The sequence below is a fragment of the Herpetosiphon llansteffanensis genome (genome assembly GCF_003205875.1).
GTDB lineage: Bacteria > Chloroflexota > Chloroflexia > Chloroflexales > Herpetosiphonaceae > Herpetosiphon > Herpetosiphon llansteffanensis.
In genome coordinates this window covers 42,653-68,968 of record NZ_PUBZ01000083.1, presented here as the reverse complement: position 1 = coordinate 68,968, position 26,316 = coordinate 42,653, and the positions used below count along the sequence as shown (strand labels likewise).

Sequence of the window (26,316 nt, the reverse complement as noted above, 5' to 3'; positions counted from 1 at the left end):
TCTGTTTTCGGGAGGATCTTGAAGTGAAACATGTGCAAGATATAGCTCAACGGCTGGCGGCCAACGTCGAAAAGGTCATCATCGGCAAACGCGCTGCTGTGGACTTAACCCTGATTGCCTTGTTGTGTCGCGGCCATGTGCTGTTGGAAGATGTGCCAGGCGTGGGCAAAACCACCCTTGCCAAGGCAATTGCCCGTAGCATTGGCTGTAGCTTCAAGCGCATTCAGTTCACCCCCGATCTCTTGCCAACCGATGTCAGCGGGGTTTCGATTTTCAATCAGAAATCGGGCGAGTTTGAGTTTCGGCCTGGGCCAATTATTGCCAACTTGGTGCTGGCCGATGAAATTAATCGCGCTACGCCCAAAACCCAATCGGCCTTGCTCGAAAGCATGGAAGAAGGCCAATTGACCGTCGACGGCATCACTCGCCCATTGCCACAGCCCTTCATCGTGCTAGCCACCCAAAACCCGATCGAGTACGAAGGCACCTTTCCCTTGCCCGAAGCTCAACTCGACCGCTTCTTGCTGCGGATTACGCTGGGCTATCCCGCCAAGGCCGATGAATTGGCGATCTTGGAGAGCCAACGCAAAGCGCACCCCATCGATGCGCTTGAGCAAGTCGTCACGATTGAAGAATTGCAACAAATGCAAGCTGAAATTCGCGATGTCTATGTTGATGAGCAGATCAAAGAATATATTGTGGCGATTACCACCGCCACCCGCAACAATAGCGATGTCTATCTTGGCGCTAGCCCGCGTGGCTCGTTGGCGCTCTATCGCACAGCCCAAGCCTTATCGGCATTGCAAGGTCGCGATTATGTCATTCCTGATGATATTAAAGTGCTGGTCAAACCTGTCTTAGCGCACCGCATGATCATCAGCCCAGCAGCGCGAATTCGCAACATTCATGCAGACGAATTGATTCACCAAATTGTAAGCCAAGTGCCCGTACCAGGCGCACGCGCTGGGCGACGATATGAGCGGCAGCCAGCGGTTGCACAATAGGGGCAGCATATGCGGGCATTAGGCATCCTTATCTTGGCTGTTATCCTGTTTCTGACTGGGCTTTCGAGTAATATTCCTTTCTTTTATTACTTGACCTATACCCTGCTTGGGTTGTTGGTGATTGCCTATGCTTGGGCCTGGAGCAACCTCGAAGGCCTCGAGATTGAGCGCGAATCGAGCACGACCCGCGCCCAAGTTGGCGAAACAGTGCGCGAACGAATCACCATTTATAATACCTGGCCATTGCCCAAACTCTGGGTCGAAGTACGCGATCACTCCGATTTGCCTTCGCATGGGTCGGGCTTTGTGAGCTATATTCCAGGCCGCGAGAAACGACGCTGGATGGTGCGCACACCCTGTACATTACGCGGCAAATGGCGCTTGGGGCCAGTTTCAGTGCGCAGCGGCGATCCTTTTGGTATCTTCCAACTGCACAAAATGGTCGATCTGACCCACGATCTTTTGGTCTATCCGGCAACGGTCGATTTGCCCAAATTCGAGCTACCGACCGCTGAGCTAATTGGTGGCCAAGATGTGCGTTCGCGCACATTTCACGTTACGCCCAATGTTTCGACCGTGCGCCAATATGTGCCAGGCGATAGTTTCAACCGCATTCACTGGCGTTCGACCGCGCGTACTGGCGCGCTGATGGTCAAAGAATTCGAGCTTGATCCTTCGGCAGATGTGTGGATCATCTTAGATATGGAAGAGCGTTTTCACCACGGCCAGCCCGATGCAGCGATTCCGGCGATTATCAAAAGCTTGCAAGGCAAAATTGCGATTCCCAACACTACCGAGGAATATAGCATTACCTTGGCGGCTTCGTTGGCCCGCCACTTGTTGCGGCTCAATCGCAGCGTTGGCTTATTGACCTACGGCGCACAACGGGAAATTATTCTGCCTGAGCGTGAAGCTCGCCAGCTGTATAAAATTTTAGAGCCATTGGCGATGCTGCATGCCACCAGCAACACCTCGTTAGCTGAATTATTGGCCGCTGAAAGCCAACGTTTTGGCCGTAATTCCTCATTGTTGATCATCACGGCGGCGCTTGATGAACGCTGGGTGGCGGCGGTGCAACGCTTGGTCTATCGTGGCGCACGGGCTTCAATTATGTTTCTCGATGGCAAATCGTTTGGCGGCTGGCGCGACCCTGAGCCAACCTTTGCGCGCTTGGCCGAACTACGCGTGCCAGTCTATCGAATTCATGCTGGCGATGGCTTAGATCGCGCCTTGGCCGAACCAGCCATTCGGGCCATGGGGCGGAGTTAGCAATGACACACAATCAACCAACTGTAGAATTACGCCCAGCCAACGCCAACGATTTGGCGATTTTGGGCGAGTTGTTGCTCGATTTGTATGATGCAGAATTGCCCGATTCGTTGCGCGGAGCAGATAGCCAACGCCAAGCCTTGTTGCGCTACACCTTGCACGCCAACAATTTTGCTGGAGTGCGCGGGCGCTATGTCGTGAGCAATCAAGCAGGCGAGATTGTCGGCATGGCAGGCATTCAATTTCCCAACGAACCAGCCCCCGACCGCGTGCCACGCGGCACGTTGAACATGGCAGTGCAACTTATTGGCTTGAAACACACCATGCACCTGCTGAGCACGGTTGCGGCCTCGATGCTGATGCCAGCGCCGAAATTCAACCCCGACTATGCCTACATTCATGGCATTGTGGTGCGAGCACAACAGCGCGGCCAAGGCTATGGCGCGGCGATTATGCAGGCAGTTGAGCAGCAATTAGCCGCTCACAAGGTTGCTGGCGCACAACTACAAGTGATCGTCGATAATCAGCAAGCAGCCAAATTATACGAGCGCTTAGGCTATCGCACGGTCTATCGCTCGCCCAAATGGCTCGATCGCGTGACAATTCCGAATATTTTGATGCAAAAACCATTGGGGTAAACAAGGACTAGCCATAAACCTACCAAATTATCATTGAATTGTTATTGTTGCTATGCCATAGTAGGCTCACCATCTTTTGAGCGAAGGGAATTACTATGGTTAATTCAAATACCACCCAAACACCCCAACAAATCCGACTACCGCTAAACGCTTTCGGGCTTTGGATTGGGCCGCAACTAGCGATAGCATTGTTTATGCTGATCTTCCCGCGCATAGCGGATTTCAATTTGCTTGGATTTATCATCTTTATGGCAGGGTTAGTCCTTGCGGAAGGGCTAATTTATGCAACGCAAGCGTGGGTACTCAGCAAATTTATTACGCCCAGTATCTTTAAGTCATGGATTATCCTCTCAATAGGTATCCACCTAGTTTTACGCTGGGTCATCCGAATCCATCTATTATTTCCTGGATTTCCAGGTAGCTTGATCAGCTCAATTTTGATTGCATCTGTACAATATCGGCTGATGAAAAAGCATGGCTATACTATGCACTATTGGATCTTGATTCATTTGCTTATTTATGGAGTAAATGAAATTGTATTGGTTGCAAGCACCCAATTTGGTCTTTATGAGTTCGTGATTTATTCGCAGCAAATCATTATCAGTAGTATCTTGAGTGGTTTGGCACTCTTCTTGATCAAACCAAACCCAGCCATCAATCAAACAAGCTCAAATTAATATAGCTCCCGTTATTCGAGAAAGAGGCTGAGAATGTATGAAGTTGCCCATGCCCGCTCACAACGGCTGCGAATTCCCATCGTTACATGGGTTTATTGGATTGGCGTGCATATTCCAGCGCTGCTGTTGAGTCTCCTATTAACAGCCTATCTTAAGCAAGCTCCTCCCGCCAGCGACGGTTTATTTTTCTTAGGTCTGATTATGGCAACCGCGCTAATAAGCATTGGTAGTATAAGTTATGGGCAGGCTTGGCTATTAAAACGCACAATTGATGCCAATTTAGCCAAGCCATGGTTTAGAGCAACGTTTGGCGTAATAAGTGTGATTCTCATCGTAAGATATATGTTGAGTATCGATTATTTAATATTGAAGATGGTTCGCAATCTTGGCCCGCGCTTCACGCTCGATCAATGGCTCACTACACAATTAATCTCAATTGCAATAACATGTTTGATTGTTAGTAGTATCCAAGCCTTGATTTTGCGCACATTTGGCTATCGGATGCTACATTGGGTTCCAATCATGCTCTTTAGTTGGATAACGGCTTCGTTGACAGTTATGTGGGTTAATAGTTCGCTCGACGCTGGTCTGGCTTTAAGCATAGAGATGGTGATGGGCTGCGCCAGCTTAATCAACGGCTTGGGGCTTCTTCTAATTCAGCCAATTCATAATCGTCGAAAAAAAGCTATAACCTAGCGATTCAGACACTGAGCTATAGGATTTCACTGGTTTGTAGAGCCAAAAGCCAAAAGCCTAGAGCCAATAGCCCTTCGCATTCTTTGTGGTTAAAAAATTATCCCCCGTGGATCAAGCGCTGATCCACGGGGGATTGTAAATTAGGCCGACCAACCCCATCCAACGCCATCGGGTTTGGCATCGGCACTGGGCATGGTACGGGTCAAGCGCCAAACTTGACGAGTGGTGGGATCGGTAATTTGAAAAAGAGCTTGGGTTTCGGTTTGATCGATCAACAAAAATTCGAGGTTTAAATTCGAGTGTGGGGTGTTGAGCCATTGCTCAATCTCTTGGATATAGCGTTGCGGCTGCTGGGCAAAAAGCTGATCGCCTTCACCCAAGCCAAGGTTCGCCGCCTTATGGTCAAGCTCCAACATAATTGCGCTATTCAGCATATCGGCAATTTCGTGGGCGCTACTTTCCTCGCGATTGGTGCGAATACACACATATTCGGCCAATTCGACAGGCTCACCATGATCTTCAATTGAGTGCAATGGAAACGTAGCCAAGGGGAAGCCAAGCTGATCGGGGTGGAGTGGTTCTGATACGGCGCTACAAACCTGCGAATCAGTCGTCGCAATGACCAACCATTGGTCGCTGGTTGGATGATGTAACAACATCCGGCGTTCCATAAAGACTCCTCTGCGCATCGTTGAGAAAGGAGAATCAACGTTATTTTGGATGTTTCTCGCAATGCATGCTGTATTATAACCCAAGTTATAAAAATAATTAATAGATCGTTATGTATATAGCTCGCTACATTAACATTTATCCGTGGCGTTAACAGAGCTAATTTGATATAGATTTAACTCCTATGTAGCAAGAAGCGGCGCTTAAAATAAAAATAACGTGGCATGCCACGTTATTTTGCTTATTAATATTCGATTATGTATTTATTGCGCTACGACATCGCGACGTAAGCTAATCATCTCATGAGATAAACGAAAGCCAACTTTTTCATATAAACCGCGCGCAGTTGGATTATCTTGGTCAACAACTAATTCAAGTTCCTGAATCTCAGGTGCGCTAAAAATCCATGTTAAACAATGCTGCATAATTTTAGTGGCAATTCCACGGCCACGGGCAATCGGCGCAACGCCAACAAATTCAATCCCTGCTTCGGCAAATTCTGGTTGGCGCTCGGTATGAATATAGCCCAACAATTGTTCACCGTCACGCATAATAAATACTTGGCGATCGTGATTAATTCGTTCGAGAATTTGGCTGCCGCTATAGTAAGTTTGAGGAAATAATTGATCATGCAATTCGCAGAACGCTGCATGGAATTCTGCTGGCAACGCTTCAACCTCACTAGCGGTTGCATGGTCGGTTAATTGTGAACGTTTGTAGGCGAGAATTGCGTGGGTATTGCGCTGGTAAAATTGCTGGTGCGCAGCCCAATCACGCACAAATTGATTTTGCAAATTGCAAAAAATATCAATCATGGTGACGTGTGGCTTTAGTTCGGGCAATAATTCAGCCAGCAAGCCATCGGCAAGCTCAAAGCGCTGGTCGCCCAAGGCAATTGGCCCCCACAAGAAAGCGCGGCCAGTATCCGAAATTTGCTCTAGGCCAATCAAGCCTTGCAATTGGCCATCGTTGCTAGCCAAAGCAAATTGTTGTTCGATTGGCAGCTCAAGCTCGCGCCATGTTTGAGCAATTTGATCAGCTTGCGCGCCAGCAAAGCCCAAATGGGTGCTTGGTTCGTGCTGAAATTGAGCCATAAACGCGGCTGCTTGGTCAATCTGGTCTGGTTGCATACGGTTAATCGTTGGCATCTATTTACCTCACATTCGGCTATTTGGTACTACGCTATTTTGTTGGTATCATGGCAAAACGAGATCATTCGTTGGATGGATTGGAGCGTACAGCGGTGGGAGCATGGAATATCATCGGAAATGAGTGGGCGATTGAATTATTACGCTTGGCAATTGCCCGTAATTCGGCCAGCCATGCCTATTTGCTCACCGGTTTGCCCAATATTGGCAAAGCAACCTTGGCGTTGCACATCGCCCAAGCGCTCAATTGCGAGCACAACAATGGCGATGTTTGTGGCGAATGTCGCGCCTGCAAGCGCATTGCCAAAGGCAATTTTCCTGATGTGCGGATTGTTGGCTTGGCGGAACAAGCAGCCCAACAAAAAGCCAGCGAAAGCGTCAAAACCCGCTTGGGCATTGACACCGTGCGCGAATGGCAGGCCGATATTGCGCTGCGGCCATACGAAGGGCGACGGCGGGTTTTTATTATGCACGACGCAGAAACCATGACCGAACAAGCAGCCAATGCCTTGCTCAAAACGCTTGAAGAGCCACCACCGTTTGCTACCTTGATTTTGGTTGCCAATAGCGCTGGCGATTTGTTGCCAACGATCACCTCGCGCTGCCATGTGCTGAAACTGCGCCCAGTGCCGCGCCAACAAGTAACCCAAGCATTAATCGAACGCTGGCAAATTGCCCCCGCCGATGCAGCGATTGTAGCAGCTTGGAGTGCAGGCCGCATTGGCTGGGCCGCGACGGTCGCCCAATCGCCAGACCTCTTGCAAGCCCGCGCCGAACAACTTGAGAGCTTGATCGAATTGCCAAGCAAGCCGTTGGTCGAGCGCTTCAAATGGGCCGAAAGCTGGAGCAAAGCCAATCGCGAGCGCGACGAACTGTTTGCCATGCTCGAATTATGGCAAGTTTGGTGGCGCGATGTGCTGCTGACCGCTGCTGGCACACAGCAAGGCCTGATTAATATTGATCGCATTGAGGATTTGCAAGCGCTCGCGCGTCTGCCGTTGCCAGCAATTCATAAAACGCTCAAAGGCATCAACGATGCGGTGACTCAAATTCGCGAGAATGTTAGCCCTCAATTGGCGCTTGAAGGAGTTTTGCTCAATTTAGCTGGGGCGAAGGGGTAGTGATCAGAAGTTTTGATCCACGAAGGACACGAAGAGCACGAAGGACTGAAACCGCGAAGAGCGCGAAGGACGCGAAGATTAAGTTTTTTTGGCCACAGATTGGCACAGATTATTGAGATTGGGCTTTTGATTTTTGACTTTTGACTTTTGATTTTTGGCTTTGGCCTTCATCCATCTCTCTGCCCCCTATGTTCTATGCTCTATGCTCTATGTTCTTATCAGGGAACCCGCGTCATGCCGCCGATGTCGCCTGGTTCTTCGATTAACACTGGTGGATTGCCCACCAAATCCATTTGCCAAAGGCCAGAGAACGTCCAAACATACAATAGCGAACCATCGAGCACAATCCGAGGATCTTCGAAGATTTCGCGATTGACTGCTTTGCCTTGGCCAGATGCGACATCGACCGACCACACCTGCCAACCCAAACCATGGGCCGCAGCAGGCTTGACGAACCAATCGACCCAACTTGGTTGGCGTTGGCCAAGCGTCAATGGGCTAGCGGCCAGATAAATCGTTTTGCCATCTGGCGACCAAATCGGCGCTTCCAAAGCACTGACCAATTCTGGTTGATCAAACAGCACCCGTTCTTGCTTGGTTTGTAAATCGTAGAGATAAAGGGTTGGATAAATGCCATCGCGGGTGCGCACAAACGCCATTTGCTGTCCATCAGGCGAGATCGAAGGAAACGTTCCGGTCATCACGATAGTTTGTTGCGTGCCGCTAGCAACATCAATCGCGACGATTGAGCTACCAGATTGCAAAAAGACCCCATCGTTATCAAAACGCAAGGTCTGATACACGCCATACAAGGTTTTGCCATCAGGCGACCATGTTGGCGTATCGAGTGAATCGTAAATTTGCTGGCCATCGCGTTTGCCAGCCTCGGGCACAAACAACGCTTTGCTGGCTCCACCAGTGACCGCAATTTGGTTGGCGTGATTAACTGGAACCACAAATGGTTGTTCAGCACTTGGGGTTGGCACCGGAGGCCGATACGAATAGACCACGCTTTTGCCATCGGGGGCAATGCTTGGGAAAGTTGAATAGGCATTAGGCGCTTCGCTGGTTAATTGCGTCCACTGTTTAGCGGGCAAATCGAAGCGCCACAAATCGCCACCGCGCGAGATAATCAGCGAAATAGTGCCAAGCGTTGGGGCAACCGCAGCTGGCGGCGTGGCCGTCGGCGAGCTAGCAGCCCCACAACTCGACAAGAGAATACAAACAAGAACACAAATCATGAATCGCATGAATTATCGCTCGCGGAGATAGAGCGCGATATCAGTGCCCTGATTATTGCGCGGATCGATATAGGCCTTGGGAATAAAGCCAACTCGCTCGAAACCTGCTTGCTCGTAGGCCGCAGGCAACGCCGGATGATCAAGCGGCACATGTCCAAGCAACTGGTTGGCAAAATGGTTCGCTGGTAATTGGCGCAGCATTTCATTCAACAAAATCGGCGCTTGATCCATATGGCCTGCTGCCAAATAACAATCGACCAAAAGCTGATGTTGCTGGTAATAAGGGTTTGGCCATGGATAAACTGGTGGCATAATGCTGCCCCAGCCAACAATCGCCCCGCTGGCTGCGGTCAGGCCCGTTAATACCGCCACATCGCCCTCTTGCTGCTCGAAGGCTGGGAAGAAATCGTCGGCTCCAATGTTGGCATCGCCCAACATTTGCAAGCCATAATGGCGCACAATCCGATTATCTGGCGCATTGAACAACGACAATAACAATGGCACATCGGCCCGATCCGATGATCGCATAAAGACAGCGGTACTGGGCGCAAATAAATGCTTGAGGAAGTTTTCGGGCGAATCGCCATCGCTAATGCGCCATGCAATTCGATTGCCTGTGCGGCTACTTTCGCTCTCATTAATCGTCACAAAATGATACTGCTCATAGAACGACATGGCACTATCATTATGTTCAGTGCTAATAATGAGCGCTTGACCGCCACTCGCCTCAAAATCGTTAATCGCCAACTTCAACAACTTACTAGCCAAGCCACGGCGACGATACGGCTCAGCTGTATACACCCGATGAATCGACCCCAATTGTGGACAGAATTTTGAACGACACAGCAGCATAGCGCTGACAGGCCGTCCCTGCACTTGGGCCAAATACCAAACATCTTGGCTAAAGCGCAGCCCAACAAGCCGCAGGTGCATATCAAATGACCAGCGCCATGCTACCGCCGGATCTTCACCCCATCGGTGATAAAGCTCCTCAAGCGGTTGGGCAAATTCAGAAGCAAGCGGTTGGATGCGCGAGAGGACTGCCTCAGTTCCTGCACCCAGAGCAATCCGCGCAACTTCTTCGTACATCAGCGACCCTCCAAGCTCGATAGCCCGTATGTAGGTCGCATCATACTCTAGCCCTCGCTGCTTGTCCACTACAGCCGATAGCGCATCGTTCCCTCACCCCCCCAACCTCCTCTCCCACTGAACGCGGGCGAGGGGGAGCATCTGTGTTTCACCGCAAATTGCGCAAGAACGAGTGGTTAGCGTGAGGGGAACTTATTTCAATCATTGACGTTATTCCTGCATAGGCATATGCGATTTTATTGATATGCCTTCGATTTGCTCATGTTATGGGTGCAACGAGGGAGGATGATGGTTGATCGTGGCCAGCACTAGGCCCAAATTTTTGCTGCAGTATTCGGGACATACTGCCTTTGGAGGTATTAGTGGTTCATCGTTTGCTTCGTTGTAGCCTGCTCCTTGCGCTTGTCGTTGGAGCTATTGCCAGCCATCATGCCACTCCGCTGGCCGCCCAAAGCCCACAGCCTAGCCCAAGCCAATTGGCAATTACTGGCCAAATTGGCGGCGATAGCTCCACCATGGTCGTTGCCGCCAACGCAGCCTATGTTGGCATCGGCCCCCGAATTGCCACCTATGATCTTAGCAACCCCGATCAGCCAAGCCTGCACAATCAAAGCGCCATCTTACCAGCCACGGTGCAAGATTTAGCGCTTGGCGATGGGTATTTATACGCTGCCTTGGGCTATGGCCGCGAGCATGGCTTAGCAACATTTTCATTAGCCACGCCGCTCACCCCAACCTTGGTCAGCTTTTATCAGCTTGAACTATCGGCCATGACGGTTTTCAGCTATCAACATTATGTCTATGTGCAAGTTGATGATGGCTTGAAGGTTTTTGATCTGACCAATCCGCGCCAACCACAGCTGGTCAATCAATTAAATCAGTATGGGATTGCCAACGTGACCATCCAAGGCAATCAGGCATTTTTGAACGTTCAATCGTGGCTTGCAGGCTTCGATAGCCTCGATATTCTCGATTTGAGCGAGCCAATGACCCCAACGCTCAAGAGTTCAACCACACTGGGCGATATTTTAGATATTGAAATTGCCAACGATATTGCCTATGTCAACACCCAACTAGGCTTGCGGGTGGTTGATATTCGCGATGCGAGCAACCCCAGCATCATCAACCAAACCGATGATGTTGCTGGCCTGCAACTCGCGGTAAGCGATAATACTCTCGCCATGATTGGCTTGGATTTAGCCTTACACACCTGGGACATCACCAACCCACTTACGCCGACCGAAATCGCCGCCAGCAACGAAACGATTCTTGGCTGGCCAACCAACTTGATTGCCAAGCAGCAGCGTGGCTATGTGCTGACCCGTTCTGGGCAACTCAATGTGTTCGATTGGAGCAATCGCCAAGCGCCCACCCGGCTTACCCACAGCGAAACCCCAGGTTGTAAGGAAAATGTGGCCTTGCAAGTTGTCGGCGATTATGCCTATGTTGCCGATTGGGGTCGCGGTTTGTGTATTGTCGATTTGCGCAACCCCAACCAACCAACAGTCGTTGGGCGCTTCGACCTCACAACCGAGCGTAATGCAGTCAGCGATATTGCCGTCCAAGGCTCGCTGGTCTATATGGTCGATTGGAGTCATGGCATTTATGTGATTGATGTCAGCGACCCGACTGAACCAACCCAAGTTAGTTTCTTCGCGACTGCTGGCTTTCCGGCAGCAATCGCGGTCAACGGCCCAATGGTCTATGTTGGCGAATCGATCAACGATCAAGGCGTTGGTGGCAGCGTACGAATTTTCGATCTGAGCGATTTGGCTAATCCAGTTGAACACAGCCAGTTTTACACCAGCAAAGTTGCCCAACTCGCCGTGGTGGATCAAACCCTGTATGTGGCCGATAACGAGGGCGGTTTGCGGATTCTTGATGTGCGCAACCCAGACAATATTCAAATGCTCGGCCAATATGCCGATACCTGGTTTGCGATGGATGTGGCAATTCAGGATGACCTTGCCTTTGTAGCAACCACCGCAGGCCTCGAAATTGTCGATATTAGCGACTCAAGCGCGCCAACCTCAGTCAGTCGTTTAGAAAGTGGCTTGGTTGATGGGGTCGTTGTCGCCGATGATAAGCTTTATATTGGCGTGGATGGTGGCATTCAGCAAATCGATATTCACCAGCCAAGCAACCCTCAAATTGTTGCCAATCTGCTGCTCGCCCGCGATTCGTGGATTCTGCCAGCGTTGCATGCAGATGCAATTGTGGCGCTGAGCTATCATGGTGGTGGCATGTTTGTGATTCGTGAACAACATCAACTGTTTCTGCCCGTTGTAAGCAAAAATTAAATGAGCACGTGAATAAGCAACTGTTGGCGCGCAATCTGCTAGAGATTGGGCCAACAGTTGCTTATTTTAAGCATTTAACAAAAAACTTGCGTATTTTGCCCAAAGCTATGTTATAATGGCCCAAAGGTGCCGTTAGGAGGCACTGCCACTGTGAAGAACCTCGTCGCTTGATGCACGTATTATCGTTCGGATGTCCGCTGTACTCCCGATCATTCAAGCATGCACTGACGACCCCAACAGTAAGAACCACGACCTGTGGAGTAATAATGGAACGTTTACATAAGTTTTTGGCGCGGGCCGGCGTAGATTCACGTCGAGCTTGCGAAGATTTGATGTTGGCTGGACGCGTATCGGTTAATGGGCGCGTTCAACGCGAATTAGGAACCCAGATCGACCCCGATAAAGATGACATTCGAGTTGATGGCGAACGAATTACCCCGCCAACCGAGCTTCATTACGTCTTATTGAACAAACCAAGCAGCGTCATGACCACGCTCAGTGACCCTGAAGGCCGCCAAACAGTCGCCGATTTGGTTAAATCACACAATCGTTTATTTCCGGTAGGCCGCCTCGATTACGATAGCGAAGGGCTATTGTTGATGACCGATGATGGCGATCTGACCTTTCGTTTGACCCACCCATCGTTTGAAGTCGAAAAAGAATATCAGGCCTTGTTGAATCAGACTCCATCAGTTGAGCAGTTGCGCGAGTGGCGCAATGGGGTTGAGCTCGACGATGGCAAAACCGCACCCGCTTGGATCGAAATGTTGAATGAAACACCCGATGGGACATGGGTTCGGGTGGTTATTCACGAAGGCCGCAACCGCCAAATTCGCCGCGTGGCCGAAGCAATTGGCCTCGAAGTACGCCGCTTGATCCGCTTGCGCGAAGGCCCACTAACTTTAGGCGAATTAAAACCAGGTGAATGGCGTGCATTAACGCCAACCGAAATCGATCGCTTGCGCATGCACGGCAAGCAAAGCAAAGCTTGGACTCCAGTCCGCCCACAAGAGAACGCCGAGGGTGGCAAACAGCGCCGCCAAGTTCGCCGCATTGATCGGTCTGGACAGTTGGTAGAACGTCGGGCTGATGTTGAACCGCGCTTACAACGAGCGCCTCACTTTACTTCACAGGAAAATACAATGTCATTTGAAGATTTCTCAATCGAAGAAGAACGCGCTAACACCGATCGCCCAAGCCGTCGCCCAGAACCTCGCCGCGAAGGTGGATTTAGCGACCGTGGCCCCCGCCGTGATGGTGGCAGCCCTAGCGACCGTGGCCCGCGCCGTGAAGGCGGATTCAGCGACCGTGGCCCCCGCCGTGATGGTGGCAGCCCTAGCGACCGTGGCCCGCGCCGTGATGGTGGCTTCAGCGACCGTGGCCCTCGTCGCGAAGGTGGATTCAGCGACCGTGGCCCTCGTCGTGAAGGCGGCGACTTCGGTGACCGTGGTCCTCGCCGCGAAGGTGGATTCAGCGACCGTGGCCCTCGTCGTGAAGGTGGCGATTTTGGTGACCGTGGCCCGCGCCGTGATGGTGGCGACTTCGGCGACCGTGGCCCGCGCCGCGAAGATGGATTTAGCGACCGTGGCCCTCGTCGTGAAGGCGGCGACTTCGGTGACCGTGGCCCTCGTCGTGAAGGCGGCGACTTCGGTGACCGTGGTCCACGCCGCGAAGGTGGCGGCTTTGGTGACCGTGGTCCACGCCGCGAAGGTGGCGGCTTTGGCGAACGCGGCCCACGCCGCGAAGGCGGCGGCTTTGGCGAACGCGGCCCACGCCGTGAAGGCGGCGGTTTTGGCGAACGCGGTCCACGCCGTGAAGGCGGCGGTTTTGGCGAACGCGGTCCACGCCGCGAAGGCGGCGGTTTTGGCGAACGCGGTCCACGCCGCGAAGGCGGCGGCTTTGGCGAACGCGGCCCTCGTCGCGAAGGTGGTGGTTTTGGCGAACGCGGCCCTCGTCGCGAAGGTGGTGGTTTTGGCGAACGCGGCCCACGCCGTGAAGGTGGCGGTTTCGGCGAACGCGGCCCACGCCGTGAAGGTGGCGGTTTCGGCGAACGCGGCCCACGTCGCGAAGGTGGCGGCTTTGGCGAACGCGGCCCACGTCGCGAAGGTGGCGGCTTTGGCGAACGCGGCCCACGTCGTGAAGGTGGCGGTTTTGGCGAACGCGGCCCACGCCGTGAAGGTGGCGGCTTTGGCGAACGCGGCCCACGTCGTGATGCAAGTGGCTTTGATCGCACAAATCGGCGTGAAGAATTTTTCGATGATCGACCACGTGGCGAGCGCGGCTTAGCCCTTGATCGTGCACATCGTGGCGATGATCGGCCTAAAAATACCTTCGGTGGTGGCCGGCGCTCAAATAATCAAGGCTCGTTCGAACGCCGTGGCTTCGATAATCGTGGCCGCGATGATCGCCGTGGCTTTGATAACCGTGGCCGTGATGACCGCCGTGGCTTCGATGATCGCTCGGCACCTCGCCGCGATCAAGCACCACGTCGCGATCAAGCGCCACGCGAAAATATCGCTGATCGTGGGCCAATTACTGCGCGAAATAACCCAGCACCTACGCCAGCGCCAAGCACTGAACAATCGGCTCAACCAGCACGCCGCATGCGCGTCGTTCGGCGTTTGAAAAAGGCAGGCGGTGATGAACAAGCTTAAACAGGCCTATCTGCAATTAGCAGTTGAGCGCGATCGCACACGGCGACAAGCACAGCGCTACGCCGCTGAATCGCAACGTTGGCTTGAACGAATTGCGCTCGCAAAACGCTGTGATGAGCCAGAATTGGCCCGTCAAGCCCGCGAACGCGCATTGCAAACCGCCCAAGCCGAAATTCAACTGCGAACTGAATTAGCACGCCAAGACGTGCTATTCGATCAATTGGCAGCCAGTCTCCAAGCTTAATTCATCAGTAGCCCACAACCCCAAACACTGCTTGAGCTTCAAGCAGTGTTTGGCATTTAATAAACTATGCTAAAATTCAGCCAGCATTCAGCATCCTTAGAGGAAGGAGCAACCTATCCGACGCATATCTTGGTCTTCAGCTTATTGGTGGCCATTGCTCTTTTTCGCTCTAGCGATGGCTGGCGGCAGTTTATGGCTAGTCAATCCAGAAGATTTCTGGTGGCATCTCAAAATTGGCGATCTCATTCGTGAAACAGGCACGATTCCCGAGGTTGGGCTTTTTTCTGCAACCCAAGCCAACACACCATTTTTCTATCAAAGCTGGTTGGCTGAAGTTATGTTCTCGTGGACATATCAGCTTGGTGGATTGGTGGCAATTTTACAATTGCGCAATATGTTATTAATTGCGACCTACGGATTATTACTCTGGCACAGCCTGCGCCGAGCAAAAGGCAATGGTCGCGCCGCCATGCTTGGCTTGGTATTTATGGTGATCGTCGCATTCAATAATTGGAATGTTCGGCCCCAGATGTTTTCTTGGTTGCTTTTTGCCGCAACATTTGTGATTGTCAGCGAAGTTGCCACCGAACGCTGGTCGACCAAAGCCTTATGGCTCCTGCCAATCATTGAAGTAGCATGGGTCAACCTGCATGGCGCTTTTACGCTTGGGCCGATTCTTGTTGGCGCAGCAGCAGTTGGCGCAATCATCGATCGGCGGCGCGATCATCCTGAAGCGCCAATTTACGCGACAATGCGGGCACTTTGGCTGGCCTTTGCAGCAATGATTGCAGCAACCCTGATCAATCCGCAAGGCTGGGGCGTTTTAGTCTATGTCTGGAAACTGCTAACCGATCCATCGAGCCAAGAACTTATCAGCGAATGGGCTTCGCCTTTAGCCACCCTGAGCAACCCTGTTTCTCAGCTCTTGCTTTTAGTAGTCTTTATTGCTGTGATCATGATCTTGGTGGTTTGGAAAAAAATGCGGAGCGCTGATCTGTTGATCATCGGCACAATGATTGGATTAACCTTGACTGGCATTCGCTATCAACTGTGGTTTGGCATGGTAGCAGGCCCAATTATTGCCGAAGCCTTGGTCCAGCGCGGACGCTTGAAATTGATCAAGCGCAATCCTCCTGCACCCAAAGCTATTGCCTTGTTAACTATGGCGCTTGCTGTCGTTGGCTTGCTGGTTCAGCCAATCATTCGGATTTGGCTGCCAATGCCTGCTGCATTAAATGGCGCAAGCGGCGATTTGCCTCATGCCGAATTAGCCACCGCAGCAACGCCAATTGAAGCAGTAGCCTTTCTCCAAACGAACCCGCCAAGCCAAGCCTATTATCATGAAATGCGCTATAGCAGCTATTTAATTTGGAAGGCTGGCGAACAATTGCCGGTGTTTGTTGATACACGGGTTGAGTTATACCCAATTGCCCAATGGAATGAATATAAATGCATTATGGCAGGTGATGATTGGGAACGCCTTTTAGCCAAATATGCGATGGATACAATTATGGTTGATCGCGAAATCGGCAAAGATCTGGTGAGTGCTGTGCAAGCTAACGCCGCTTGGCAAGAGGTTTACGCCGATCAACAAAGCTTAATTTTCAAGCGCACAACCCAAGCTGCCCAACCATCCAATCAGCCAGTGAGCTGTCCTGCAACCAATTAGTATAAGGAAATCGCATGCAATCGTCTGATCAGCAGCCACGTTCGCTAAATCGTGCCAACTTAACTCCCGAAGAGCGCAAATTGCGCCGTTCGATTGCTTTGGCAATGCTTTTTTCGCCAACAATGTGTGTTTTGCCATTATTGGCTTTTACCGCAGGCCAAAGTAATTATGGTTTGGTGATTTGGGCCATCTGGTTGCTGATCACAATTGCTTTATTGGCGGTTATTTGGCGGGCAGCAAGCGGGCTGCGCAAAATCGCCGAACAACGGCTGCAAAACGAATCACCATCCAATAACTAAGCGCAAAACTGCATCTGCCTTGCTGCGTTTCAACGAATAGAGGTCGATGCAGTTTTCTTTTTAGCAAGAATTGGGTGGCTTATGCTAGGACAACAGGTCGGGCGCAGTTTGTTGGTCGTTGATGAAACTGATCAGCAGGTAGATTTGCTGCAACACTATCAGAACCGTTCAATTTTGTTAATGCTGATGCGCCATCTTGGCTGTGGCCTCTGCCGCCAACAGCTCTATCGTTTGCGCGACTATCAACAACGCTTTGCTCAAGCAGATTGCGAGATTGCGATTATTACAATGGGCGATGCAGCAATGGCCAAAGGCTTTCGCCAACTCAACCAACTGCCATTTGCCGTCTATTCCGATCCGAAGCAACAGGTCTACGAGGCGTTTGAAATTGGCCAAGGCTCGCTCTGGACGGTCGCCGGGCCACATGTTTTAGCGCGCCAAATGCTGCTGGCCTTCAAAGGCATTCCTTCATCAGTCAATCTCGCCGCTGAATCAATTCGCCGCCTTGGCGGAATCGTGCTGCTCAATCCACAAGCAGAAATTGCCTTTCATCACGTTGCCAACCCAATTCACCGCTACCCGCCTTGGGAAGACGTTTTGCACCTGTTGGAACAACCACAACAACGGGCTGCTTAAGCTGCATACATCCTTTTACAGCTCGCTACACGTAGAACAAGATAGTGAATATGTGGAGCACTAGGATTCGATTATGACAGCAATAGCAACAAATTCAATCGTCGATTTATGGATTTTAAATGAAGCAGGCGAACGGGTAGAGTTCGAAACGCTCTGGCACGAAAAGCCGGTTTTGGTCTTTTTTATGCGCAATATTGGCTGTGGCATTTGCCGCCAAACCTTATTAAAACTGCGTGATCATGCTGAAGCCTTCGAAAAGGCTGGTTGGCAAATTGCGGTGCTGATGATGGGCAACGCCGAATTAGTTTCGCGTTTCCGTTCGATGTATAACATTCCCTTCCCAATTTATATCGACCAAAGCTTGCAGGTGTACGATTATTTCGATATTGGCGAAGGTTCGTGGTTTGAAGTGCTCTCGCCACAAGTGCTGATTCGGCAAGCTCGGCTGTTAGTTGGCGGCATGGAGTTGTTGAATGGCTCTGGCTCAATGCGTCGACTCGGCGGCACAGTCGCGATCAATCGGGCAGGCGAAGTCGTCTATCACCATGTCGCCAACCCAATTTATCGCTACCCAGAATGGTCAAGCGTCTTGCAGGCTTTGCCAAAGGCTAGCTAAAGCCAAACCAAGCCATAGCTAATTAAGCCAGGTTGTTGCTGCAAACCAAGCTTTTGGGCTAGGCGATACGAAGCAAGATTTTTGCTCGAACATTCCCAATGGGCTTGCAGCCCACGCTCACGGCAGGCAGCAAGCATGGCGGTTGCCAAATGAAAGCCCAAGCCTTGTTTTTGGTAGGCTTCCAAGGTTTCGATGCCTAAACCACAGCGGTTAGCGCTCAGATATTCGGCAGTACACCAAGCAACAATTGTTTGGTCAACGCAAATTGCCAAGCCCAAGCCATGGCTCAGAAAACGCTCAAGGCTCGGCCACATCCAGCTAATTTCTTGGATAATTGGCTGAGCACTTGGCAGTTGCAAGAGTTCAGCATCAAGCTGGCGCAGCACAAATTGGCTCGCCAAAGGATTAGTGGCAAGTGCTTGCGCGTGATCGCTAAAGAAATAGCTGCTGCTTGGCTGGGCTTGGTAGGGGCTCAGCAAATCGCTCAATTCAAGCTGGCTATTGCGCAGCAAACGCAGCTTAATCACATGGCGAGCTGGCATGGCTGGGACAACTGTTTGCAGCCAGTGTTGCTTGAATTCAGCGTGATCGAGCGAACGATCGCCAGCCAAATACAGCACATTGTTAGCTTGATCCCAACAACTGCTCCACGTTGCGGAATGCCAATAGCTGCCTTGCGAATTGCCAGCAGCAAGCGCGGCATACACCAAGCCAAATTGGGGATCAGGCGGAAAACGACGATCGTTGGCAAGTTCGGCTAAGGGTCGTTGTTCAATCATCGCAACCTCATCTCGATTGATTAACCCTTAGCTTACCACCATTATGTCTTTGCGATTGAACTTTGCTCTTTGTTTCAGCAGAAGCAGCTAAATGGATTGCTACATCAACCCATGCTTGCCTGTTGGTTATTGGGCAACCGCTTGCTGAACCAAGGCTTTGGTTTCAACCCAATCGAGCGCATAATCGGCGACTTCTTGCCAGTTTGGCTGGCCCACAATGTAGTGGTTGCGCCCAGCAAATTGCTTAAAATCGGTCAAACTTGGGCTGTGGCGATATTTGCGATAATTACTGTAATTCAGCGAGGCTGGAATAATATGGTCGATTTCGCCAGCAATCAACAGCAGCGGCGCATGGTCGGCATTAAAATCAACCTTGCTCACGCTGGTCAACGATTGACGCAAATTCTTCAGCGATTCGGGCACAACTTGGCTTTGATAAATTGCTTGTTGTTCGGCCAAGGGCATGCCATTAACAAAAGTGTATTGAAAATGCGCGAATGGCATCGAGTAGGGCTTGCTTGCTGAACGCAATGGGTTGATCATCGGCAAGGCCGATTTGATAAACGACCATTTGGTGCTAATCACGCCCTGCGGCGGTGCAGAATCGATCGCCACGCCAGCCCTAATTAATTGGCGATTGGCCAAAATTTGGGTAATCAAGCCGCCCATCGAATGGCCGATGACAATTGGTTTTTCGGACAGATTTTGCACAAATTGCGCATGAAAATCAATACTTTCGCGCAAATCGTGCTTTGCCAAGCTAGGGTCGTTGGCGCGTTGCTGCAATTCTGCCACGCTCTGATCGCGGCCTGGCCAAGCAGGCGTTAAGACCGTATAGCCCTTGGCTTGGTAGTGGTCGACCCATGGTTGCCATGAGTGCTTGCTAACAAATAAACCGTGAATCAACACAATCGTTGGCTTTGCCATAAATATCCATCCATTTCGATAGGCGACATTGGTCGCAGCGCGATAACTGAATGGATTCTAGCTGAGCCTCAAGGGACAAAATGTCCTTTGCGCCTATGTTAAAGAACATAGAACAGAGAGCATAAAACATAAGCGCTTTGAGGTATTTGGCGATTGGCTATTGACTTCATCCCTCATCCCTCATACTTTCGCTGCGCCGCTGTGTTAATGAATTGATCCACGAAGGGCACGAAGGATCGGAACCGCGAAGCACACGAAGGCTATTGGCTATATGTACTGGTTAATTGGATTGGCAACGAGGAACATGCCCTCACCCCCAGCCCCTCTCCCACTAGACGCGGGCGAGGGGAGTCGACTCTTTTTTTGCATACATTGCGGCAGAACCACACGGTGAAAGCCCCTCGCCCGCGCACGGGAGAGGGGTTGGGGGTGAGGGGATCAGACACTGGTTAACGTGATGAACCAGTACAGCTATAGGCTATTGGCTATTGCCTTCTGACTTTTGACGTTACGCTGCCCCCTTGCCCCTAACCCCTGATCCCTCGGCTTCATCCCTCATCCTTCATCCCTCATCCTTTACAGTTAGTTACTGTGGTTGAGGCCAAGTGGCACGCCAATTTCTGCATAAATTGCTTGGCTCTCGGCGTTGGCTGGCAAAAAGGCCACAATCTGCGGAAAATCAAATTGAAAATAGCCCGCTGACATCAATAAGGGTCGCAACCATGCCCGCTTGGGCGTTGGCTGGGTATGCGGAATCAGCGCCTCAAGCACAATCGTTGGCGATTCAAAGCCGCCGCTTGGGGGCACAATTGGTTTATCAAGGCTGACTGTTGACCAGTGGCTGGCAAATTCGGGCAATTGCAACAACCGCGCAACCAATTGTTGATACCATGGCTCATATTGGCACAACAGATTGGCCTGTTTAAAGCCGTAGATCGTTTTGCGCAGCATATGCTGCCACGAAGGCCGATTCTGAATCAACTGCTGGTAGAGCGGCAAGGTGGGGTCGCATAACAGGCCCAAAACATTCAACTGGGTTGGATCAATCGCCGCCAGCATTGCGGGAGTTATGCCAAATAAATTGAGTAAATGCTGATTGAAATAGTGCATCTGCCAATCGCGATTGATCACAAACGCTGGCATGCTCAGCTGCTGCACAATTTCAATCGTAATTTCAAGAATTGGGCTGAGATCAGCGCCGGTCAGATAGGGCATAATTGGCGAGCTATCGGCGGCAATCAATAAGCGATTGCGCTCCTCGATTGTACAATTCAGATAATCGCCAATATCCATCACCACCTCGCGACGAGGCGGGCGAGTAATGCGGCCTTTGCGCATCTGTTTGTAGCTGCTATAAACCATATCTTCGAGTTCGGTGCGATTCCAGCTGCGCGGCCCCCATGGATCGTCGTGTTGCCAATGATTGTGCGGCACGTTGCCTTGCTGACGACGCACTAACAATTCTTCAACGACCCCAACAAACGCCAGACAATCGGGATGCACCAGTTGTTGCCCAAGCGCCATAGACACTCCCTGATTAAGCAAACTTGTCAAGCTCAAACAAGTACAGTATACTTCATTTAAACGTTTAAATAGATGAGGCCAACGATGGCAACGATTAAGGATGTTGCGCAATTAGCAGGGGTTTCATTTGCCACGGTATCGTATGTCTTGAACGACAGCATGCCGGTCAGCGAAGCCACGCGCAACAAAGTGCTAGCCGCAGTCACAAAGCTCGGCTATCAACCTCATCGTCAAGGCCGCAATCTACAACGTCAACGCACCTTAACCATCGGTGTGCTCCTACCACAAGCCAATCTTTTATGTGAAGTTGATTTAGCGACGTGGCTGCTCGAAGCAACCAATGCTGCGACGAGCGCCGGCTATAGTCTGCTACTGCAACCAGCAGATAGTCAAGCCCGCGGAGATTTGGCTGATGGTTGGATTAGCTTTGGTACGCCGCTCGACCCACAATTGCCCCAAGTATGGGCACTCGCGCCGCCGTTTGATCAACCAGCCGTCTTGTGTGATGCAGCCTTTGCAGCGCAGCGCGCGGTCGAAACCCTAACCCATTCGGGCATGCGGCGCATTGGCCTGATTACGCTACCGCGTAGCATTCCAGGCTCTGCACGTTGGTATCTTGGCTATCGGCGAGCGTTACGGCGAGCTGGCCTTGGCTTTGACCCAGGTTTAGTGGTTGAGCCAGCAGCGAATCGTTTTCACGATGGCGTAGCGGCCTACGAAACCCTTGCCGCCAGCGAAAACGACTACGATGGCTTGATTGTCTGTGGTCACCAATTAGCAACCGGGGTTGTGATGGTTGATCACGCCAAAGTGCCAGTGATTGTAAGCCATAGCAGCAGCCAACGCGGCATCTCTGGCTTTCGCTGGCCAACTGAGCTCTGGGCGCACACCTTGGTTCGCAAACTCCTACAACAGCTTGATGGAGCAGCCATTGCTCACCGCACATGGCTTAACCCAAGCTTGGTCATTGGTTCATTAGGTTTCAAGGAGGATCTCGATGGCTTCAATTACGTTTGATCACGTTGATAAAGTCTTTGGCGACGTGCATGTGCTCAAAGATCTCAACATTGATATTCCCGACCAAGAATTTTTGGTGCTGGTTGGCCCTTCAGGCTGTGGTAAATCAACCGCGTTGCGCTGTTTGGCTGGCCTCGAAGAAATTACCGGCGGCCAAATTATGATCGGGGATCGCGTGGTCAACAATGTTGCGCCCAAAGATCGCGATATTGCGATGGTGTTCCAAAGCTATGCGTTGTATCCCCACATGACCGTGTTTGATAACATGGCCTTTGGTTTGAAGCTGCGCAAAGTGCCCAAACCCGAAATTAAGCGCCGCGTCGAAGAAGCTGCCGAAATGATGGCGATCGGCCACTTGCTTGATCGCAAGCCACGCCAACTTTCTGGTGGTCAACGCCAGCGGGTTGCCTTGGGCCGTGCCATCGTCCGCGACCCAGCCGTCTTCTTGATGGACGAACCACTCTCGAACTTGGATGCTAAGTTGCGGGTGCAAACGCGGGCTGAAATCAGCAAGCTGCACCAACGGCTCAAAACCACCTTCATCTACGTGACCCACGACCAAACCGAAGCCATGACCATGGGTTCGCGGATTGCGGTGATGCGTGATGGCTTGTTGCAACAACTCGATAGCCCGCAAACCTTGTACGATCATCCAGTGAACAAATTTGTGGCAGGCTTCATTGGTTCGCCTTCGATGAACTTCATCAAAGGTACCTTGACCAAAGGCGATGGCCGCTTGTTCTTCGATGGTGGCAGCTTCGCAGTGCCAATTCCCAACAGCCGCCGCGCCCACATCGAATCGTATGTTGGCAAAGAAGTTGAGCTTGGCGTGCGCCCAGAAGACGTGCACGATGCAGCGCTCTTGCCACCAGGCATTAATGGCGATGCAGTCGTCGAAACCACCGTCGATGTGACCGAACCGATGGGGAGCGAAATCTACGCCTACCTGCAAAGCGGCCAACACTCGATCATTGGGCGTTTCGACCCACGGACTTCAGCCCGCCCAGGCCAGCCAATTCGCGCAGTCTACGATATGGAAAAAATGCATATCTTCGACATCGCCACCGAAAAAGCTTTAATCTAAACCTAGGCTTTGGCAAAGCCTAAAACATCAGCGCAGCATGCAGCATGCTGCGCTGATTTGCGTTTAAATTCACCCTTGACAAGCATTTTTCTGTTTACTATGATGGACTCAGCCAATTAATAGAGATGAATTAATTAGCTAGAGATTTATCGAGAGCATTTTCTCCCCACAGAATGAGGTAGAACAGAATGACCGCACCACTTGTAGAAGTGCAGTACGACGTACTGGCACAGGTTGCGCAACGCTTCCAAAAACAGGCCCAAGCAGTCCAAACCATGCACCAATCGCTCAAGCAAACTTTAGCGACGCTTCAAAATGGTGCTTGGCAAGGCCAAGCAGCCCAAGCATTCTTTAAAGAGTTTGAAACCGAAATTGCCCCAACACTTCAACGCTTAATTCAAGTTTTTGAGACCCAGCAATCAGTAACCATAGAAATTGGTAAACTCTTCAAAACCCACGAAGAGGAAGCAGCACGCTTATTTCACCACTCACAGGATGGGGTGCTGGCAAGTAAACAACGCGGCAAAGGGGTGTTTAGCACTCCCCCAGGCGGCGATCCAGCAGTTACCGAATTGCATGACTCTAGCCGCGATAGGACTGTCTTTGGCTTCTTCACTGATAAATATGAATACGAACCACGCTATAAAACTTTTAAAGGCAACATTACTACCGATGGCATTAGTGCAGGCGATGTTACTCAAGGCTATCTTGGTGATTGTTACTTTATGGCGGCACTAGCCTCTGTGGCTCAGCAAAACCCCGATTTGATCAAAAATGCTATTGCTGATAATGGCGATGGTACTTATACGGTTACCTTTTATGAAGATGGCAAACCAGTTAAAGTAACTGTTGATTCTGATTTTCCAGTCAAAGAAGATTCGAGCGGTAATAGCACCAATAATCTAGCATATGCCCAGCATGGCAGTACTCCTGATGAATTATGGCCAATGATCTTAGAAAAAGCCTATGCCCAACATACAGAAAATAGCTATGAAGAGATTGAAGGTGGCTGGCCTGGCGATGCCGTTGAATTATTAACGGGCAAGGCTCCAACTGAAATCAGCACTACAGCCTCAACTCCTGAGCAGACTAAAACTGTCTTACAAGACCTAAATACCCGCCTTAGCAACGGTGATAGCGTTACAGTTGCGACCCGCACTGAAGGTTGGTTTGAAGATACAACAACTTGGCCCGACAATGTTGTTGCAAATCACGCTTATTCGGTGGAAAAAGTTGATGTCGAAAAGGGCTTAATCTATTTGCGAAATCCTTGGGGCACGGGTAGTGCTCCGCAACCAATGAGCCTAGAGGATTTCAATAAATATTATAATCATACAGTGACTAATCCACTTAAATAGTATTTTTCTTGAGGGCAAAGCGTATGCTTTACAAACGAATATTGAGTATTTTTTTGATCTTTCTTATGACTGGGTGCAGTAATGCCCAACAGGAGCAAGCAACCATGACCGCCCAAGCAACGCGTTTCATCCAGATTCAAAACGTTAACCATGGGGTCGTGCAAACCCTCAACCATCAATTTGCAGTTGGTTTACTTGGGGTTAGCAATAGTACCTATACCGATACCAATGGAGTCCAGCAAGAAGGCCTCGTAGCCAGAATTAGTATTGCCGATCGGTTGCAAACTGATCCTGAGTATCGCGCACCAAACATTCTAGTCCACGAGGGCAGCATTTTCGAGGCCGATGGCCGCTATGAGGTAATTGAACTGCATAAAGGTTCATCGAATGGCATGCCTGGATCGAATAGCAGTTATATGGTCTTTGGTAAATTAGCCGATTAATTTCAGCATGCGAGATCATATGTGCACTATGGGAAAGGTTTTAATTCAAGCTTTTTTGGTTAGGTGGCTTCTTTTTGACTGGGTGCAGTACTACCCAACAGGAGCAAGCAACCATGACCGCTCAAGCAACACGCTTTATTCAGAAAATGTCAGTCAAGCATGGCACAATGCATCATACCGAAGATCAATTTGGCATTGGCCTAGAGTTTGTTGAAAATAGCGAATATACCGACGAGCAAGGCCAAACCCAACAAGGCTTATTTGCTCGCATTTCGGTCGCCGATGAAACCCAACGCGATCCAGCGTATCGCGCACCAAACATTCTAGTCCACGAGTGCAGTGTTTTCGAGGCTGGCGGACGCTACGAGGTAATGAACTGCATCAAGGTTCATCAAATGGCATGCCTGGCTCGAATAGCAGTTATATGGTCTTTGGTAAATTAGCCGATTAATTTCAGCCCTATCAACGGTATAATGAGAACTGGTGGATGTAATAATCCATCAGTTTTTATTTTAGTGGAATCGGATCTATGCCTAACCAAGCCTTCGTCGCAGCGCTCCAAGCGCAACTCGCCAATTTAAACCACGATGATGAAGCGCGCGCACGGCTGTTGCCAACCTTCGATAATGGCAACCCGAGCCGTAATTTATTGCCTCCAGCCAACATCCAGCCACGCCATGGCGCTGTTCTGGCCTTGCTTTATCCAGAGGCAGAGCACTTGTTTGTGCCATTAACGGTGCGTAGCGGCAATCTGCGTAGCCACACCGGCGAGATCTCGTTGCCAGGCGGCTCGATAGACCCAAGCGATGCCAGCCCTGAGGCCGCCGCCCTGCGCGAAGCCCACGAAGAAATTGGCTTAGACATCGATCAGCCCACAATCATTGGGCGGCTCAGCGAGTTGTATGTACCAGTCAGTAATTTTCTGATCACGCCAATTGTCGCATGGCTTGATCATGCGCCCGATTTAGCGCCAAATCCCAGTGAGGTTGCCGCTGTGCTGCATTTGCCATTACAGCAACTTTGGGCCGCCGATGCGGTGCAAACCGAGCAACGCATGATCCGCGGCGTAGCCTTGCAAGTGCCACATTACCCCTATGGCGAGCACAAAATTTGGGGCGCAACCTCAATTATTCTGACCCAATTAGCCTTACGCGCTCAAGCTGCGCTGCAACAAATAGTATAATGGCGGCCTAATCACTTAGCGTTGAGAGCCA

General features: G+C 50.9%; 26 protein-coding genes. 19 read left to right on the top strand and 7 right to left on the bottom strand.

Annotation, left to right across the window (positions count from 1 at the left end):
- Window positions 1-23: 23 nt before the first annotated feature.
- The 5 genes from C5S61_RS08910 to C5S61_RS08890 all read left to right on the top strand — a co-directional run bounded on the left by C5S61_RS08910 (window position 24) and on the right by C5S61_RS08890 (window position 4,284).
- Window positions 24-1,004, top strand: a complete 981-nt coding sequence (locus tag C5S61_RS08910) for an AAA family ATPase (RefSeq protein WP_110514710.1) — start codon at window positions 24-26, stop codon at window positions 1,002-1,004.
- A gap of 9 nt (window positions 1,005-1,013) precedes the next feature.
- Entirely contained in the window at window positions 1,014-2,273 is a 1,260-nt protein-coding gene (locus C5S61_RS08905; RefSeq protein ID WP_110514709.1) for a DUF58 domain-containing protein, read from the top strand.
- 2 nt (window positions 2,274-2,275) lie between these two features.
- On the top strand, window positions 2,276-2,911 hold the full coding sequence (locus C5S61_RS08900; protein ID WP_110514708.1) for a GNAT family N-acetyltransferase: 636 nt from the start codon (window positions 2,276-2,278) through the stop codon (window positions 2,909-2,911).
- Window positions 2,912-3,006: 95 nt separating this feature from the next.
- On the top strand, window positions 3,007-3,588 hold the full coding sequence (locus tag C5S61_RS08895; protein WP_110514707.1) for a hypothetical protein: 582 nt from the start codon (window positions 3,007-3,009) through the stop codon (window positions 3,586-3,588).
- 105 nt (window positions 3,589-3,693) lie between these two features.
- Entirely contained in the window at window positions 3,694-4,284 is a 591-nt protein-coding gene (locus C5S61_RS08890) for a hypothetical protein (RefSeq protein WP_164689298.1), read from the top strand.
- A gap of 140 nt (window positions 4,285-4,424) precedes the next feature.
- Here the strand turns inward: C5S61_RS08890 and C5S61_RS08885 are convergent, their stop codons facing one another.
- The gene (locus C5S61_RS08885) at window positions 4,425-4,955 is read right to left on the bottom strand and encodes a hypothetical protein (protein WP_110514705.1); all 531 of its coding nucleotides are present in this window, start codon (window positions 4,953-4,955) and stop codon (window positions 4,425-4,427) included.
- Window positions 4,956-5,216: 261 nt separating this feature from the next.
- The gene (locus C5S61_RS08880; RefSeq protein ID WP_110514704.1) at window positions 5,217-6,101 is read right to left on the bottom strand and encodes a GNAT family N-acetyltransferase; all 885 of its coding nucleotides are present in this window, start codon (window positions 6,099-6,101) and stop codon (window positions 5,217-5,219) included.
- 50 nt (window positions 6,102-6,151) lie between these two features.
- Between C5S61_RS08880 and holB the strand changes: the two genes are divergently transcribed.
- The gene (gene holB, locus C5S61_RS08875) at window positions 6,152-7,222 is read left to right on the top strand and encodes a DNA polymerase III subunit delta' (RefSeq protein ID WP_240614479.1); all 1,071 of its coding nucleotides are present in this window, start codon (window positions 6,152-6,154) and stop codon (window positions 7,220-7,222) included.
- A gap of 218 nt (window positions 7,223-7,440) precedes the next feature.
- Here the strand turns inward: holB and C5S61_RS08870 are convergent, their stop codons facing one another.
- Entirely contained in the window at window positions 7,441-8,472 is a 1,032-nt protein-coding gene (locus C5S61_RS08870) for a TolB family protein (RefSeq protein WP_110514702.1), read from the bottom strand.
- A 3-nt stretch (window positions 8,473-8,475) separates the two neighbouring features.
- Complete coding sequence (locus C5S61_RS08865) at window positions 8,476-9,552, bottom strand: GNAT family N-acetyltransferase (protein WP_110514701.1); 1,077 nt, start codon at window positions 9,550-9,552, stop codon at window positions 8,476-8,478.
- Between the two features lie 362 nt (window positions 9,553-9,914).
- Between C5S61_RS08865 and C5S61_RS08860 the strand changes: the two genes are divergently transcribed.
- From C5S61_RS08860 to C5S61_RS08830, 7 genes are all read left to right on the top strand, one after another.
- Window positions 9,915-11,852, top strand: a complete 1,938-nt coding sequence (locus tag C5S61_RS08860) for an LVIVD repeat-containing protein (protein WP_110514700.1) — start codon at window positions 9,915-9,917, stop codon at window positions 11,850-11,852.
- A 266-nt stretch (window positions 11,853-12,118) separates the two neighbouring features.
- Entirely contained in the window at window positions 12,119-14,506 is a 2,388-nt protein-coding gene (locus C5S61_RS27075) for a pseudouridine synthase (RefSeq protein ID WP_205701377.1), read from the top strand.
- On the top strand, window positions 14,493-14,750 hold the full coding sequence (locus C5S61_RS08850; RefSeq protein WP_110514699.1) for a hypothetical protein: 258 nt from the start codon (window positions 14,493-14,495) through the stop codon (window positions 14,748-14,750). Before C5S61_RS27075 ends, C5S61_RS08850 begins: the two co-directional genes overlap by 14 nt.
- Before the next feature lie 154 nt (window positions 14,751-14,904).
- Window positions 14,905-16,419, top strand: coding sequence for a hypothetical protein (locus C5S61_RS08845; RefSeq protein WP_124033412.1), 1,515 nt, complete (start codon window positions 14,905-14,907; stop codon window positions 16,417-16,419).
- A 14-nt stretch (window positions 16,420-16,433) separates the two neighbouring features.
- Window positions 16,434-16,718, top strand: coding sequence for a hypothetical protein (locus tag C5S61_RS08840; protein ID WP_110514697.1), 285 nt, complete (start codon window positions 16,434-16,436; stop codon window positions 16,716-16,718).
- A gap of 81 nt (window positions 16,719-16,799) precedes the next feature.
- Complete coding sequence (locus C5S61_RS08835; protein WP_110514696.1) at window positions 16,800-17,354, top strand: AhpC/TSA family protein; 555 nt, start codon at window positions 16,800-16,802, stop codon at window positions 17,352-17,354.
- Between the two features lie 73 nt (window positions 17,355-17,427).
- The gene (locus tag C5S61_RS08830) at window positions 17,428-17,970 is read left to right on the top strand and encodes a redoxin domain-containing protein (RefSeq protein WP_110514695.1); all 543 of its coding nucleotides are present in this window, start codon (window positions 17,428-17,430) and stop codon (window positions 17,968-17,970) included.
- Here C5S61_RS08830 and C5S61_RS08825 read toward each other — a convergent pair.
- The 3 genes from C5S61_RS08825 to C5S61_RS08815 all read right to left on the bottom strand — a co-directional run bounded on the left by C5S61_RS08825 (window position 17,967) and on the right by C5S61_RS08815 (window position 21,200).
- Complete coding sequence (locus tag C5S61_RS08825; RefSeq protein ID WP_110514694.1) at window positions 17,967-18,749, bottom strand: GNAT family N-acetyltransferase; 783 nt, start codon at window positions 18,747-18,749, stop codon at window positions 17,967-17,969. The two genes, C5S61_RS08830 and C5S61_RS08825, sit on opposite strands and share 4 nt — an antisense overlap.
- A gap of 126 nt (window positions 18,750-18,875) precedes the next feature.
- On the bottom strand, window positions 18,876-19,676 hold the full coding sequence (locus tag C5S61_RS08820) for an alpha/beta hydrolase (RefSeq protein ID WP_110514693.1): 801 nt from the start codon (window positions 19,674-19,676) through the stop codon (window positions 18,876-18,878).
- A gap of 582 nt (window positions 19,677-20,258) precedes the next feature.
- The gene (locus tag C5S61_RS08815; RefSeq protein ID WP_110514692.1) at window positions 20,259-21,200 is read right to left on the bottom strand and encodes a PAS domain-containing protein; all 942 of its coding nucleotides are present in this window, start codon (window positions 21,198-21,200) and stop codon (window positions 20,259-20,261) included.
- 84 nt (window positions 21,201-21,284) lie between these two features.
- On the opposite strand from C5S61_RS08815, the gene C5S61_RS08810 reads away from it, so the two are divergent.
- The 6 genes from C5S61_RS08810 (at window position 21,285) to C5S61_RS08785 (ending at window position 26,285) form a co-directional block, all read left to right on the top strand.
- Window positions 21,285-22,217, top strand: coding sequence for a LacI family DNA-binding transcriptional regulator (locus C5S61_RS08810; RefSeq protein WP_164689297.1), 933 nt, complete (start codon window positions 21,285-21,287; stop codon window positions 22,215-22,217).
- On the top strand, window positions 22,198-23,301 hold the full coding sequence (locus C5S61_RS08805; RefSeq protein WP_110514690.1) for an ABC transporter ATP-binding protein: 1,104 nt from the start codon (window positions 22,198-22,200) through the stop codon (window positions 23,299-23,301). The genes C5S61_RS08810 and C5S61_RS08805 overlap by 20 nt, the downstream gene beginning before the upstream one ends.
- A 188-nt stretch (window positions 23,302-23,489) precedes the next feature.
- Window positions 23,490-24,659 (top strand): WXG100 family type VII secretion target, encoded by a 1,170-nt coding sequence (locus tag C5S61_RS08800; RefSeq protein WP_110514689.1) that lies wholly within the window; start codon window positions 23,490-23,492, stop codon window positions 24,657-24,659.
- Window positions 24,660-24,724: 65 nt separating this feature from the next.
- On the top strand, window positions 24,725-25,102 hold the full coding sequence (locus C5S61_RS08795) for a hypothetical protein (RefSeq protein ID WP_124033411.1): 378 nt from the start codon (window positions 24,725-24,727) through the stop codon (window positions 25,100-25,102).
- A gap of 113 nt (window positions 25,103-25,215) precedes the next feature.
- Window positions 25,216-25,545, top strand: coding sequence for a hypothetical protein (locus C5S61_RS08790; protein ID WP_110514687.1), 330 nt, complete (start codon window positions 25,216-25,218; stop codon window positions 25,543-25,545).
- A gap of 86 nt (window positions 25,546-25,631) precedes the next feature.
- Window positions 25,632-26,285 carry an NUDIX hydrolase gene (locus tag C5S61_RS08785; RefSeq protein WP_110514686.1) on the top strand — a complete coding sequence of 218 codons (654 nt, stop codon included), beginning with the start codon at window positions 25,632-25,634 and terminating at the stop codon, window positions 26,283-26,285.
- The last annotated feature ends 31 nt before the right edge of the window (window positions 26,286-26,316 follow it).